The 15,339-nt window shown below is 40.1% G+C and carries 11 protein-coding genes; 2 read left to right on the forward strand and 9 right to left on the reverse strand.

Annotated elements, in window-relative coordinates:
* Positions 1 to 4: 4 nt before the first annotated feature.
* The 9 genes from BF9343_RS13895 to BF9343_RS13935 all read right to left on the reverse strand — a co-directional run bounded on the left by BF9343_RS13895 (position 5) and on the right by BF9343_RS13935 (position 13,395).
* On the reverse strand, positions 5 to 1,009 hold the full coding sequence (locus tag BF9343_RS13895) for a methylcobamide--CoM methyltransferase (RefSeq protein ID WP_010993180.1): 1,005 nt from the start codon (positions 1,007 to 1,009) through the stop codon (positions 5 to 7).
* An 8-nt stretch (positions 1,010 to 1,017) separates the two neighbouring features.
* Positions 1,018 to 1,701, reverse strand: a complete 684-nt coding sequence (locus BF9343_RS13900) for a vitamin B12 dependent-methionine synthase activation domain-containing protein (RefSeq protein WP_011203128.1) — start codon at positions 1,699 to 1,701, stop codon at positions 1,018 to 1,020.
* 1 nt (position 1,702) lies between these two features.
* A complete protein-coding gene (locus tag BF9343_RS13905; RefSeq protein WP_010993182.1) occupies positions 1,703 to 2,338 on the reverse strand; it encodes a corrinoid protein in 636 nt (211 codons plus the stop codon).
* A 23-nt stretch (positions 2,339 to 2,361) separates the two neighbouring features.
* Positions 2,362 to 3,612, reverse strand: coding sequence for a uroporphyrinogen decarboxylase family protein (locus BF9343_RS13910; protein ID WP_010993183.1), 1,251 nt, complete (start codon positions 3,610 to 3,612; stop codon positions 2,362 to 2,364).
* Positions 3,613 to 3,625: 13 nt separating this feature from the next.
* Positions 3,626 to 6,211, reverse strand: a complete 2,586-nt coding sequence (locus BF9343_RS13915; protein WP_010993184.1) for a glycoside hydrolase family 3 N-terminal domain-containing protein — start codon at positions 6,209 to 6,211, stop codon at positions 3,626 to 3,628.
* 171 nt (positions 6,212 to 6,382) lie between these two features.
* Complete coding sequence (locus tag BF9343_RS13920; RefSeq protein WP_005788850.1) at positions 6,383 to 8,071, reverse strand: RagB/SusD family nutrient uptake outer membrane protein; 1,689 nt, start codon at positions 8,069 to 8,071, stop codon at positions 6,383 to 6,385.
* A 20-nt stretch (positions 8,072 to 8,091) separates the two neighbouring features.
* Positions 8,092 to 11,427 carry a TonB-dependent receptor gene (locus BF9343_RS13925; RefSeq protein WP_010993185.1) on the reverse strand — a complete coding sequence of 1,112 codons (3,336 nt, stop codon included), beginning with the start codon at positions 11,425 to 11,427 and terminating at the stop codon, positions 8,092 to 8,094.
* A 130-nt stretch (positions 11,428 to 11,557) separates the two neighbouring features.
* Entirely contained in the window at positions 11,558 to 12,583 is a 1,026-nt protein-coding gene (locus tag BF9343_RS13930) for a FecR family protein (protein ID WP_008660924.1), read from the reverse strand.
* A gap of 215 nt (positions 12,584 to 12,798) precedes the next feature.
* Positions 12,799 to 13,395 carry an RNA polymerase sigma-70 factor gene (locus tag BF9343_RS13935; protein ID WP_008660925.1) on the reverse strand — a complete coding sequence of 199 codons (597 nt, stop codon included), beginning with the start codon at positions 13,393 to 13,395 and terminating at the stop codon, positions 12,799 to 12,801.
* Positions 13,396 to 14,245: 850 nt separating this feature from the next.
* Between BF9343_RS13935 and BF9343_RS13945 the strand changes: the two genes are divergently transcribed.
* Positions 14,246 to 14,482: a hypothetical protein gene (locus tag BF9343_RS13945; protein ID WP_008660926.1), complete on the forward strand. Its 237-nt coding sequence runs from the start codon at positions 14,246 to 14,248 to the stop codon at positions 14,480 to 14,482.
* Between the two features lies 1 nt (position 14,483).
* Positions 14,484 to 15,077, forward strand: a complete 594-nt coding sequence (locus BF9343_RS13950) for a type 1 glutamine amidotransferase family protein (RefSeq protein WP_005788859.1) — start codon at positions 14,484 to 14,486, stop codon at positions 15,075 to 15,077.
* Positions 15,078 to 15,339 lie beyond the last annotated feature (262 nt).

Genomic DNA, 15,339 nt, shown 5'->3' on the forward strand with positions numbered 1-15,339 from the left:
TTTATTATTGTTTTTGATTATAATCTTTTACCGCTTCATAAAACGCGCGAATATTATCCAATGGAATCTCAGGAGGTACATCGCAACCTGTAGATATCACGAAATTAGGATAAGCTGTGGTTCTTTGCAACAAAGTATAGGTTTGCCGATACACCTCCTCCGCAGTGGCTTGTTTGAAAATTCCAACCGGATCCAGATTACCCATAACCAACGCATTCGAAGGACATTCTTCCAGAGCAGCAAGCATATCTATTTTATTTCCAAAATGATATCCTTTAGCCCCCGTAGCAACCATAGCCTGAGTACATTGCCCCATATTACCGCAATTATGCAATATAACTGCAAAATGACTATCCTGGACCTCTTCGACGATTCGTTTGACAAATACAGAGGAATACTGCATACAATCTTCATTGGACAACAACCCTGCCGCCGGTTCTGCAATTATGACTCCGGCAGAACCGCAATCTTTGATGGCACGGCAATATTGGGTAATGAATCGAGTGCATTTATCCAATAACAGCAAAGCCGTTTCAGGCTCTGTGTAAATAGCCATCATTATTTCCGTCATGTCAAACAGGCGACCTGCAAGAGAATACGGTCCAATGCAACCTCCAAAAACCGGTTTATCCAATCCTTTCGCAGCTAAACGGTTTGCCTCCAAATATTGCGGAATACGAGCTATATCCAGTGTAGGAATTTTCAATCCGACGACCTCTTCATAATTACTCACCAAGCGCCCTATAACATTGGGTACTTCATTCTCACTAAACTGAATCTGTGCACCAAAAGCTTCCGCCTCTACCGTCAGGTCCATAATGACCGTACAAGCTGCCGACTGCGGATAGTTCATATTTAAAGCTTCAACTGCCTTAAAATGAACTTCACCATCGGTTACTGCATCCAGAACTCTTTTATTTAGCAGTTCAATGCCGGGATGGGTCATAATAGGTAATGCAACCTTTTTATCCGACACTATTATATACTCTATCCATTCATCTACATTCATATCTTACATCATTTATTTAATCTATTTTTATAACAGTCTTTTTTCCCGCACAACTCACAACCGTATTTCTGCCTGGTCATCTGTCTACCGATTCCCACCACTCCACTCACCGATTTAATAGGGCACATTAATGAAGAGGCAGTCAGGCTGACTCCACAAGGCTGATTGGGAAGCAATGAAAAGAGAATCTGCTGATCAGAGACTTTCCATCCACAATAGCCGGGGCTATAAGGATAGCTTATTCCCAATCCTTTCGCCCCGAACTCCTTTTCTATTGCTTTGCACGCCTCCCTCACAGTAGCCTCAGCAATGGCCGAACCTAATGCATCCAGCAGGAACTCCTCAACAATCTGCCCTGATTTTTTGACAGTCTGTTGAAATCGTTCAAATTCCTCACCGGCTGTAGCCACAAACAGGGCACATAACTCCGCATTCTCCAGATAAGGAGTGATAATGCGTCCTGTCTGTAACCGGCATCCATTCAATATAATCCGAGATTTATCGGAAGCATCCAATGAAAAGACACGATATCCCCAACGAGGTTTACAAAATTGAGTCACTTCTCTTTCCAGAGCGGAGAACATGGTCAATACTTCACCTTCCATCTTGTAACCTTTACCCAGAGAAAAAACAAAGTCATCCCAGTCCAGACAAATGTCTTTCCATGAAAGCTCTTTATAGCGGAAATCCATATCAAGCCGCTCCTATCAGTTTCTTCGCCATTATCACCGCTGCATTAGCATTGCTTGTATATGCATCAGCCCCTATCGAGTGTGCAAAAGCCTCATTGATCGGAGCGCCCCCCACCATCACTTTTACTTTTCCATACAATCCTGCCGTCTTCAAGTCATCTACTACTACCTTCATATAATTCATAGTAGTAGTCAGCAGTGCAGACATACATATGATATCTGCATTGTATGTACGGGCAGCTTCTACAAACTTCTCACTGGAAACATCCACTCCCAAATTGACAACTTCAAATCCACAACCTTCGAACATAGAAGCCACAAGATTCTTGCCTATATCATGCAAGTCCCCTTTCACGGTTCCAATAACAATTTTACCGACATAGGCATCAGTCTCTCCCTGTAATAACGGTTTCAGAAGATCCAGTGCACCTTTCATGGCACGTGCACTCATCAGCAAATTAGGCACAAACACTTTTCCTGCCTCAAAGCGATTACCAATCTCTTCCATCGCCTTAATCATGTAATTAGTAATAATTTCGTTCGGAAGTACTCCTTCGGAGATTGCTTCATTGGTTACTGCAACGGCTCTGTCAAGTTTGCCATTTAAAATTGCATCGTATAAATCTGTTAAGTTCATGATCTTTTATTTTTATCAGTGGTTCATACAGTCTTTAAAGCATCAAGCATTGCTATTACATTCTCGACCGGCACATTAGCCTGAATATTATGTACTGAGTTAAATACAAAACCGCCATCCTTTCCCAAGATTTCGCATTGTCCGAGAACATGCCTGCGAATCTCATCCGGAGTACCGAAAGGCAACATCTTCTGAGTATCGACTCCACCTCCCCAAAAGGTAAGATGGCTTCCAAACTCCCTCTTCAACATTCCGGAATCCATATCCTTAGCATTAATCTGCACCGGATTGATAATGTCAAAACCGGCTTTAATCAGTCCCGGCAAAATAGGCACAATAGCACCACAGGAATGTTTGAAAACTTTCCAGGTAGTATGTTCATGAATCCAGTCGTTCATACGCCGATAATGAGGCAGCCAAAGCTCATTAAAAACCTCCACTGAGCAGAATTGCGACTCTTGAGAACCGAAGTCCGTACCACAGGTTAATACCACATCCACTTTATCACCCAATACCGCCCACAATTTCTCATAGTTTGCGATGGCGATGTCCGTCTGTCTTCTAAATATTTCGTGTAAGTATTCCTGACGCATCACAGTGGACATATACCACTCCACCACACTGCGGATACCCTTCGGTTCTTTTAGCCCCATACCGGGTACAAAAGCAACATCTCCCAATGCAGTGCCACCGAAACTGGCTACCACTGCCCTGCCGGTGGCAGATGCTTCATTCACTTTTTTCTTGTAGACATCCAATTCTTCATCGGTAATGGAGTTAAACTCTTCCAGATTGTCCATAGGATTCAGTTTATCTTCATCAATCGGCTGCTGTCTTTCGATGGCATTGATAAAGAAACAACCATTCGGCATAACTGCACTCGGAGGATAGTTTTTATCTCCTCCTGCATATACATAAACATCTCCTTCCTTATCCTGAGTCAAGTCGAGTTGTATCGGCACCAACACTTTCTGCCCCCACGGTGTGACTTGCTCATGCATGCATTCTGTGTCATGGTCAAAGATATCTCTTGTACCTCCTACTCCAATACAATCCACTCCCATTGCGTCGGCCAAATCCCTGTCCACCTCACCCAACATCTGGAAGGTATCGACAATCTTTACCGGTTTATAAGACAATCCGTAATGCTTGCGTAAAGCCTCCACTACCCGGCAGTGAATGCCGGTTACGGCTGTAGCTCCGAAGTCAACCGGAATACGATCACTACCCTGATGACTCAGAGCCTGTCTGACTCTATCTCTTGATGTACTCATAATATTCTTGATTTTAAATCTTGTTCAACAAAGTTATATTAAGTGTTTTTTGCGAGTTCACTTCCACTTCCTGCATTTCATATCCCTTCCTACTGAAAACCAATACACTTGCAGAAGTAGCTTCAATGGAATATTCACCTTTCCCATTGGTTATCACACTCCCTTTTCTGCCTTTCACAGACACTTTCACATCGTCCAATGTCTTAGCCTGTACATCACGTACCACTCCTTTTACAATCATCTTCTTGCCGGTCTTAACCGTTTGCGTTTCCTTAGAAGCTGCGGAAGAAACTCTTTCTGCCTTAGCGTCCACTTCTCCCACATGAATAGTCTTCTTGAAACAAATACTGTCAGAAGAAGTGCCGATCATAAAGTCAAAATCTCCCGGTTCTACCACATAGCGCATATTCATATCATACAACCCCAATTCACTCACAGGTACAGAGATTTCGGCAAGCGTACTTCCATAGGCAGGAACCGTAACCTTGGAAAAGCCTTTCAGTTGCTTCATCGGCATGACCACACTGCCGGCCAGGTCTCTCACATATACCTGTACAGTTGACTTACCCTCAATGGCACTCTTGTTTTTCACATTTACCTGAATACGTACGGTATCAGTCAATCCGTAATTTTCTTTGTCGAAGCAGAAGTCACTGTATTCAAAGTCGGAATAGCTCAGACCATAACCGAACGGCCACAAGGGTTCGGGAGTTGAGAACACATAGTCACGGCCCGGCTTGTTAATGGTACCCGGTGAACGATAGATACCCTTATCCGAAGGCAAACGATTGTAATGTATAGGTAAATGGCCGACACTCTGCGGTATGGAGTAGCAGAGGCTGCCCGAAGGATTGACTTTGCCAAACAACACATCGGCAATCACTTCCCCTTCTCTTTCGCCACCATACCATTGGAACAGGATAGCCGGAATATGTTCCTTTTCCCAGGTAATGGAGAAAGGGCGTCCGGTTACCAAAATCAAGACCACTGGTTTCCCGGTCGCATAAATCTCCTTCACCAAATCACCCTGCACACCGGTCAGATTCAAATCAGTCAGATCATACCCTTCACCACAAGTACAATTGCTATAATCGCGCGCCAATGAAGCACTGGCAGAGCCTACAAACAAAAATACCACATCCGACTTCTTGGCAGTAGCCACGGCATCTGCAAACCCCGACTTATCATCAGATACCAAATCACAACCTACAGCGTGATGAACAGCCAGTTTATTACCAACGAGATTCTGTATTCCCTGCAACGGGGTAATCCCATCCTTATTATTACGGCTCCAGGTATAGTCACCAAACTGCACCTGATTGGCATTAGGGCCGATAACAGCAACAGATTTCAGCTTCTTCATATCGAGCGGTAACAGATTTCCTTCATTTTTAACCATTACCACACTCTCTTCCGATATCCTACGAGACAAAGCAACATTCTCCTTTGTACGCACCTTTTTTTCGTATTCTTCGATAGGAAGTCCATAAGGGTTTTCAAACAGGCCTGCTTTGAACTTGGCATAAAGCACTCTGGAACAAGCTAAATCCACATATTTCACGTCCAATTCACCCAAACGTACCATAGCAGGTATATTGGCATAGCAATCACTTGAGGCTTCCAAGTCGGTACCTGCCATCAGTGCCATCTTAACCGCCTCATTAACATTGGAAGCTACTTTATGAAAACCATATAACATAGACACCGCCCCCCAATCGGAATAGGTATATCCTTTGAATCCCCATTCCGTACGTAATAAATCTGTCAACAGCCATTTCGATGCTGTATTGGGTATGCGGTTGGTAGAATTGTAGGCAGTCATTACAGAATTCACACCCGTTTGCTTAACGGCTACTTCATAAGGTTTTAGGAAAACCTCTCTCAAATCTCTTTCGTTGGCTTCGGTAGAAGCTAAATTCAATCCGGAAGTTGGCACCCCATGGGGACCGAATACCTTGAGCATAGGCGAAATTCCCCCGTCAATATATCCGTTTATCTCATGCACTCCCATCTGGGATACCAGGAATGGATCTTCACCGAAACTCTCTTCCACACGTCCCCAACGCAGTTCACGTATCACATCAATAGTAGGGGATAACACATGGTTCACACCCATTGCATTCAACTCACCCGAAATAGCTTTTGTCATCTGATAGGCCAAATCAGGATTAAAGGTACTCCCTAACGCTACAGCTTGTGGGAAAATAGTAGCCCCACCCTGCACGGCCCCATGAAGTGACTCAGAGATAGTAAAGATTGGAATACCCAAGCGGGTATTTTCGATACAGTGCTTTTGAATCTGATAGGTATAACGAGCCATCTCGATCCCCTCTAAAGTAAGTCCTTCGACAGCCCCCCAGCCCAATGTACCGATGATATTTTTCATCTTTTCCAAATTCAAAGTATGGTCATCATTCAGGATACTGCCTTCATGGATATGACGTAATTGGGCAACCTTTTCTTCTATGGTCATACGACTCAACAAGTCCTGCACTCTTACTTCTATCGGCTGTGAGGCATCTTTATATTTAGGGATGGGTTGCGCCGATAAACTGATGGTTAAAAACAGTAATACTGCTGTGAATATATAATTCTTCATTGATCGTTTGTTTAATTTAATAACTACTTAAAAAATCTCTAAACTACTACGGAACAGATACTGAGCTACCACGTAGTGGCTGTAGAGCCACTACGTAATAGTCAGCCAACCACTTCTATAAGTAGTTGTATCCTGAAAACCTAAAAATTTAATAAAATCGGAAAACGGAAGTTACCAATTCGGATTTTGAGTTAAGTTCGGATTCAGATCTCGTTCTTTTTGAGGTATTGGGAACAGATACCCTTTAGATGCATTAAAATAACGCGTTTCGATATAACGACGAGGAGTATTGTCAACATCCACAGTTTTGTCGTCCTTGCCAACTCCATCTTTACGCATATATGCACCATACATCTGCCCGGTTAATCCTACCCCTGTAACAATCGTATTCTTTTCAGCATCTTTCCAACGGATAAGATCCATATAACGAAGTCCTTCATTGGCTAACTCAATACGGCGTTCATTTTTCAATAACTCCATCAACTCGTCTTTTGAGTTATAATTTTCACGGTGTACTCTACCACAGGAACAACGATCACGTAATTGATCTATCAGATTGCATACTTCCTCTTTTGCACTTTCTCCTTTCGTTTGCAATAAAGCTTCTGCTTTCATCAATAACACATCCGCATAACGGAATACAATAATATCATTAGTGCAGTCCCACACGGAGTTCATGGCATAGACAGAGTAGTCAATGTATTTGTTCCACATATATCCGGTAGCCGAAGGCTGAGAGTAATTATACTGGTGTTCAGGTACGGTAGTAGGATCTTCCGGATCATATAACCGTTCTTTGACAGTACCAGTTTCTACATCCAGATATTTTATCTGTCCGGTAGGATATACAATAGACTGATAAAAACGCGGATCCCTACCTTCATAAGGTTTTTTCGGATCATAGGAAGAACCGGCTTCATGAATCAATCGTCCGTCTGCCATAGGATAAGCATCAACCAACGAACCTGAAGGCGTAACTCCCCGATAAGGATCCTCACCGGTGATGCCCTTTAACAGCATGATTCCATTACCACCGTGGGAAGTATAAATTTCTCCAACTCTTTTATCACAAACTACACTCAATATTACTTCACAACTATTTTCTGCAACACCTGAAAATAAATCTTCATAAGGTGTATCACCTTCCCTGTATAATTGATATTTACCCTCCAATAGTTTAACAGTTTCCAATACATTCGAATAGTCACCGTTATACAAATACATACGGGCAATCAAAAATCTGCAAGCATCTGCCGTAACTCTACCTTTCTCTTGTGAAAGCCCTTCCAGCATTACGGCAGCCTCTTTCAACTTGTTAATGGCATAATCCACTACTTCCGCTTTGGGAGTGCGAACGAGTTGTTTGCTTTCAGGAATAGCCAGTGTTTTAGTCACCAGAGGAACATCGCCAAAATAACTTGTCAAAACATAGTAATTATAGGCTAACATAAAGTAGGTTTCACCTATTATCTTATTTTTATCTTGCTCTGATATATCCTCAATCTTTTCAATACCCTCAAGTAAAAACCAACATTTACGGATAACTTCATAGCTGCCATTCCATCTATTAGTAGGTATCTCGCCACTTGTTGTATAAGAACCGTTTGCCACCTGTTGAGCACCTCCCCACCAATCCCATACCAGATAGGCATTATCAGACATAGCCTCATCAAAAAAGATGGCATCTTTAGGAAGTAGTGATGCATAAATATCTACTAACACCTTGTCTGCATCCTCTTTACTTTTCCAAAAGTTTTCATTTGTAACTGTATCCTGTGGAAAAGAATCCAGAAAATCATCACATGCCTGCATAGTAAAAGCCAAGCTCAAAACACAGGTCATATAAGCTATTTTATTCATATCTATAAATCATTTAAGGTTTAAAAATTAAGATTCACTCCCATTGAATAAACTGCTACATTAGGATAAAATCCTCTTGCACCAACTGGAGTTTCAGGGTCCCAAGTACGGTATTTGGTAGCCGTGAACAAATTCTCTCCCGAAGCATATACACGCAATTGGTTGAGTCCCTTTATTTTGAAAGAGTAACCGATCTGCAGGTTCTTTAAACGAATATAGGAAGCATCCTGTACCCAGTGAGACATGTAAGCGTAATTATAATCACTGGACAGAATACGTGGGAAATAAGCCCCCGGCTTAGGATCCTGCGGATTGAAAGACTCTTTATAATGTTCTTTGCGCGCTCCATTAATCCCCATTGGCTGAATAGCTTCCATTGTTACATATCCATCGGCTTTACCTACCCCTTGAAAAAAGCAAGAGAAATCGAAGCCTTTGTACTCAAATCCCAAATTCAATCCAAAAGTAAAACGAGGAATAGAATTTCCAATAACAGTTCTATCTTCATCATTAATTACACCTTCTCCCGTCCGGTCCTTAATAATAATATCACCCATCCCCCATTTAGGATTGTATTTCTGCATCATCGGAGCATATTTGTCATATAACTCTTGATTGTCACAAATACCTAAAGTCTCGAAACCAAAGATTGCATTCAACGGTTGCCCTTCTATCTTAGCTGTCAATTCGGTGGTTGAAGATTTATATCCTCTCAAATCAATCACTTTATTCTTTACATCAGACAGATTGAATCCTATATTGTATTTAAAATCTTTCCCTATGTTCGAACGCCAACTTACAGTCAAATCCCATCCTTTATTCTCCATTTTACCAGCGTTTTCCATAGCAGGTTTAATTCCCAATGCACCCGGAGCTTCCAAGTTTAACAAAATATCCGAAGTTGTCCGGCAGTACCAGTCAAAAGTGGTTTGCAGCCTGTTATCAAACAAAGCAAAATCAATACCGAAATCCAAATTACGAGAAGACTCCCAAGTAATTATTTCATTCCCCATCAAGGCCTCTTTATAACCGATAATAGGGGTACCTCCAAAAAGATAACTTCCACCATTACCGACATTCGAAATAAACTGATAATCATTGATTCGTTGATTACCGAGTTCTCCCCATGACGCTCTTAGTTTTAGATTCTGCACGTGTTTCTTCAAAGGTTCAAAGAAAGCTTCCTCAGATATACGCCAGCCAGCAGATACAGAAGGGAAGAATCCCCAACGATGTCCACGTGCAAACTTGGAAGAACCATCATAACGAGCAGTAAATTCAAACAGGTAACGATCAGCATATACATAGTTAGCACGTCCGAAAAGCGAAGCCAATGCAGAATAAGTGGAATTACCTTCTGCTGCTGCCGTAGTAGCATCCCCGGCATTGATTTCACCAAAATCATCATTTGGAAAATCCATTCGTGAGGCTTTCGTATAAGCCCACTTAAATGTTTCCAAAGAACCACCTGCCATTACCTTGAAATCATGTTTACCGATTGTTTTCTCATAAGAAGCTGTGACATTAGCAGTCAAGTTGCGGTATTGATCCCAACGGTCAGTTTGTTTATTACGGGAAACTTCTGTAAGTCCACTCTGTCCTGCAGGCTCAAAACTTCCGTAAGTAACTGTTTTATTAAATATTTTTTCTTTATATATATTTGATTCATACCCAAAAGTACCCCTGATATTAAGACCGTCCAAAATATTAATTTCAGGAGCAATCAACAATGTCATACAGTCATTGTTCTTTCTTCTCATCCCATAATCTCCGTTCACCATACGTACAGGATTGGAAGGTGCAGCATCATAAGAATAAGTACCATCTGAGAATTGAACAGGCAAATAAGGCAATGCACGCATCGTTCTACGATAAGCCTCAGCTGCTCCTGCTGCAGACTCTTCTTGAGTACTATTTAAATATGCCATATTCACATCCAACTTCAGCCAAGAAGTAAGTTTGGAGGTGGTATTAACACGAAGATTGTAACGTTCATAATCTGTAGAAGGAATAATACCCTGTTGATCGGAATAACCGGCTGAGATCATATAGGTTATCTTATCACTACCTCCGGATACAGTTAATTGATGATTATGTTGTGGGGCACCCGAACGGAGTAATTCGTCATACCAATCCGTATTACCTTCCAACTTGTCAGGATCACCACCTGCTTTCATCCGGTCTATTCGATCCTGAGGAAACAAAGAGGAACTTTTTCCTTCATTATATTGCATTTGATTATAAAGCTCGGCATACTGCCAAGAAGTTACCGACTCCGGTACCCTTGTCGCAAACTGGAAACCTACATTACCTGAATAGTTAAAAGTAAGTTTCCCTTCTTTACCCTTCTTTGTAGTAATCAAGATAACACCATTAGCAGCCCGTGAACCATAAATAGCAGCTGACGCAGCATCTTTCAACACAGACACTGATTCCACCTCACTCGGAATCACATCATTTAAGCTCATGGATACTCCATCCACCAAAACCAAAGGAGATGCATCCCCCCAAGTACCAATACCACGAACACGTACCGTACCTTGATTAGGTCCGGGTTGACCAGAATTCTGCGTGACAGTAACACCAGCAGCTTCACCTGTCAATGCAGAGGCAATAGAAGTAACCGGTTTATTGGCAAGTCTATCGGACTTTACAGTCTCAACGGCTCCTGTCAGGTTCACTTTCTTTTGTGTTCCATAGCCTACCACCACCACTTCTTCCAATGCCTTTGAATCTTCTACCAATACAATATTTACCGACGATTTATTCCCCACATTAATTACTTGTGTCTTATAGCCAATATAACTCACCTGTAACTTCGCATTATCATCAGGTAATTCCAACGAAAAATGCCCATTCATATCCGTAATAGTACCATTGGAAGCTCCCACTACAAAGACAGAAGCACCAATGACAGCTTCTTCCATATTATCCGTTACTTGTCCGGTCACTTTACGTTTGCCTCCAATGGTGTGCTGCCGGACAGCTTTATATACAGAAATACGCTTGCCGTTTACTTCATATTTGATACCCTTACCATCAAAAAGTATCCCCAAAATTTCGGCAACAGTCTTATTCTTGGCATCAATCGATACTTTCTCATTAGTATTTACATCATTGTTTCGAATCAGAAAAGAACAATCTGTTTTCTCCTCTATTTCTTTAAATACTTTACTTAACGGTACATTTTTTTGCTGAATAGTAATCCTAATCTCTTGTAAGGGTGAAGCAACACCTGAGAGAGGCAAAAGAAAAACAAAAAAGAAAAGCAAAATCTGTGTTCTTACCAACAAAAGATTAGCTCCGGAATGACAAAATAAATATGTCATTCCGCTATAAAAACATTTTTTTTTCATACATTTGTACTGATTTAAAGATTTTCTTAAAAGATAACTTAAATTCGGAATCGGAGGACATACCCCAATATGTATCTCCGATTTTTGTTTTTTTACGTACAGTTTTCCATAATATTCTTTTTGAAGGTTACTACTTGATTAACTTATCGGTAATAGTAATCACATTACCACTCCGACTCCAGCTATATTTATTGTCGACATCCATATAGTCCAGTATTTCTTCAACCGTAAGTTTAGGGCTAATACTTCCTGAGAAGACCTCTTTATCCAGATATTTACTGTGGATAACAATCCGCACATCATACTTACGCTCGATAGCTTTCATTATTTCAGGTACTGATGCATTGACAAAACTCAAACGACCGGTAGTCCATTGTGAAGTTTGTAAAGCATCTACATGATGATGGTTCATTTTACCGCTTCTCTTATCATACGTCAACTGTTCATCGGGGGCAAGAATCACATTGTCCCGGGTTTCGGAAGTGGAGAATACATTTACTTTTCCTTTTATCAGACTGACTTCTATTTCAGAATCTTCCGGATAAGAACGCACATTAAAAACCGTACCGAGTACTTTGACATTTATATCATCGGCATGAACAATAAAAGGTTTCTCCGGATTCTTTTGTACTTCAAAATATCCTTCACCTATCAAATAGACTTCCCGGTTCTTTTTACGGAGAAAAGCAGGATCATACTTCAACACGGAACCGGAATTCAGACAAACGACCGAACCATCCGGCAAAATCACTTTGGTCTGCGATCCTAAAGGTACTTCCATTTGACACAAAGCCATTTCCTGATTCGATTCGGCTACATCATTATATATATAATAACCTGCAATAGAAGTAGTAAGAATCAATAAAGCAATAGCAGCTACTTGCGAGAAAGTACTCCACAACGGTATCCTTTTCTTTTCCGATTTTTTCTTTATTCCTAATTTCACAGACAAAGCCTCATAGTCAGCTTGTTTTTCCTGTTCAAACTTACCGATAAACGATTTAGCCCGTGTCCGTGCCATTTCTTTATATCTCTGCTGATAAGAAATATCCGACTGCAGAAAATGAAGTAGCTTCCGTTCTCCATCCTCCGACAGTTTTCCTGCCAGAAAATCAAGCATCAATTCTTCAAAAGTATCAAGTTTCTTTTCCATCATTTCCATGTTCGTTTATATATAATACACATCTCGATATGGAAACATTTAGTCTTAAAGAAACTTTTTTTAAATAAATTGCAAGAAATTCTATAAACGACCTACTTTAGATTCTCCTATACCTACCCATTCTCCTACATAGGCATGTGGGAGATGATATTCCTTAGAGAGATGAGTAGGGTAATGCGTAAAACAAACAAGGGGAATAAAGAACTGACTCAAAGCCTTCCGTAAAGAAACAAAAGCAGTATGCCTGCAGTAGGGCCCAATTGAAGTTTAATATGATCCATCGCATTCTTGATATGAACACGCACCGTATTTACCGATATGGCCTGTTCATCAGCAATCTCCTGAGGAGACATACCTTCATACAAGTATTTTTCAAAAACTAGGCGACATTTTACGGATAGAGAGTCTATCACCGTGTTAACCTGACTTTTCAGTTCCTCTATCTCCAATAATTGCAACGGGTTATTATCATTTTTGCAGAATTCTTCCTGAAAAGCAATCAGTTCCTCCCGATACTCATCAAGCACACGTTCTCGTGTATGTAAAGTACGGATGTAATTCAAACAACGATTCTGTACACTTCGCAATAGGTAATTATGAATAGGGAAACTTAACTGACCTCTACTGCTCCAGATATTCATAAAAACATCATTAACGATTTCCTTTGCCTCATCCGGATCGAATACGTAAGTAGTAGCATAAGCGCATAAATAACTATAATAGCAATCATATAAAGCAGAAAAGGCACTTTCTTTTCCTTCATTTATATCATCTATTATTTGTTCGCTTATCCTAGTAGTAGTCATATTTTAAGGTATTGTGATACTTTAACTAAGAACAAAGTTAATATTTTCATATACCGCTAATCGCACTTTACATTTATTTAACACATATCAATATTTCATTAAATTAATGTTAGACAAAAAATATATGACTATCCGCATAATTCCCCAAACTATTAAGATAACAATTTAATCTCATTTATGCAAAGGGAATTATGCTAGAGAATACTAAACACAGTTGTTAACCTCCTCTAGACTTTCACCCCAAATATTGGGATACACTTAAATAGCTAGTATATTTATTTTGTAATAAAAAAGAAACAGATATGAATCCAATTAGCTTTAAGCTTTACAAAAGAGTTTTGTTTCTAGATGAAGAGAGTTGCAAAAAACACCTCAAAAAACAAAGAGAAAAACAAGGTATTATTTATTTAAAATGCGGGCGCGTTCATCATTATTGGAACAAGAACAGAAATAAATGACAGTGTAGAAAGAACTACACTAACCTCTGGTACTGTTATGCATGGAACTAAACTCCCTATAATGTACTGATACATTGCAATGCATTTTCTTACTTCTATGAAAAAGTCATTCTTAGCATTAGAAATGCAAAGATAATTGAGTCATAGTTGTTATCAACCAATTTAGGAGCTTATGCACAAGCTTCGCAATGTAATGAGACTAAGAAATGCTGGATACCAACTTTGTGGTTTTATCGAATTGAACGAAGGTTTCTTCTCCACACAAAGAGATGTTTAATATTCATTTGTGTTGGTTATCAGACAACGTTCAAACATATTAAAAAAAAAAATGATTATTTTTATCTACTTTTGTTTATCTTTGTCACACTGTTTAATTTTAAATCAAATTAGTTATGTGCAAAGAAAAAGAGTTTCCTATGAATTTTGTTCCAGTAAAAAGTATCCATTTATCTTTAGTTGAAGAAAAAGATAAGTTCTTCATTATTGATGAAGTTTCTTCTAAGGTTTTGATTACTTTTAATAATGAAATTAATGCCCAAAATGCTATGAAACAAATTACAGATAATTTATCCACCACAATTAATCATATATTGACTATTTCTCAACAAAATATCCAGATACTTGAATAAGATGAAACAAGAAGTGTTATTTATCATTCTCAATGAATATGCCGATTGGGAAAGTGCCTTTCTGGCAGCTTCTCTCCATTCCGGACTGATGCCGGGTAGTGAAATCAAGTATGTAGTCAAAACAGTAGCCCCCACTTTGGAGGCAGTCCGTTCCTTGGGTGGTTTCCGTACTCTGCCGGACTACAGTTTTGATACTATGCCCTCTGATTATGCCGGCTTGGTTTTGATAGGAGGTATGCAATGGCAATCTCCTGAAGCAGAACGTATATTTCCCATTGTACAGGATGCTTTCGAAAAAGGGAAAGTGATTGGTGGTATCTGTAACGCTGCTTCATTTTTATGTGCCCATGGCTTCCTGAATCATGTCAAACATACGGGAAACACTCTTGCCGTACTTAAACAGTGGGGTGGAGAGCGATATACCAACGAGGATGGTTACTTGGAAAAGCAGGCTGTCGGCGATAAGAACATAGTTACGGCAAATGGTACCGGTTATCTGGAATTCACCCGTGAGTTGCTATTAGCATTGAAAGCCGATACACAAGAAAAGATAGAGGCATTTTATGATTTCAGTAAAAATGGACTTGTGAGATAACTACATATTCATCAAGCATATGGGACAACATAAATTATCCGATGATTCTCTTTTGGCTATAGAAGGAAATTTCATGGAACCCCGTATGTCTAACTGGAAAAGAGGAGAAGAAAATATTCTCTTTACGATCCCCTAACAATGATGTGACATGTGATGACAATGAAACCCGTAATCATAAGAGATCAGGTCAATGAAGCAACCAAAAACTAATCCGGACAGCCTAATCGAGAATTATCTTCCGGCAGATTATTATGCGACTCTT

Source organism: Bacteroides fragilis NCTC 9343, from assembly GCF_000025985.1.
GTDB lineage: Bacteria > Bacteroidota > Bacteroidia > Bacteroidales > Bacteroidaceae > Bacteroides > Bacteroides fragilis.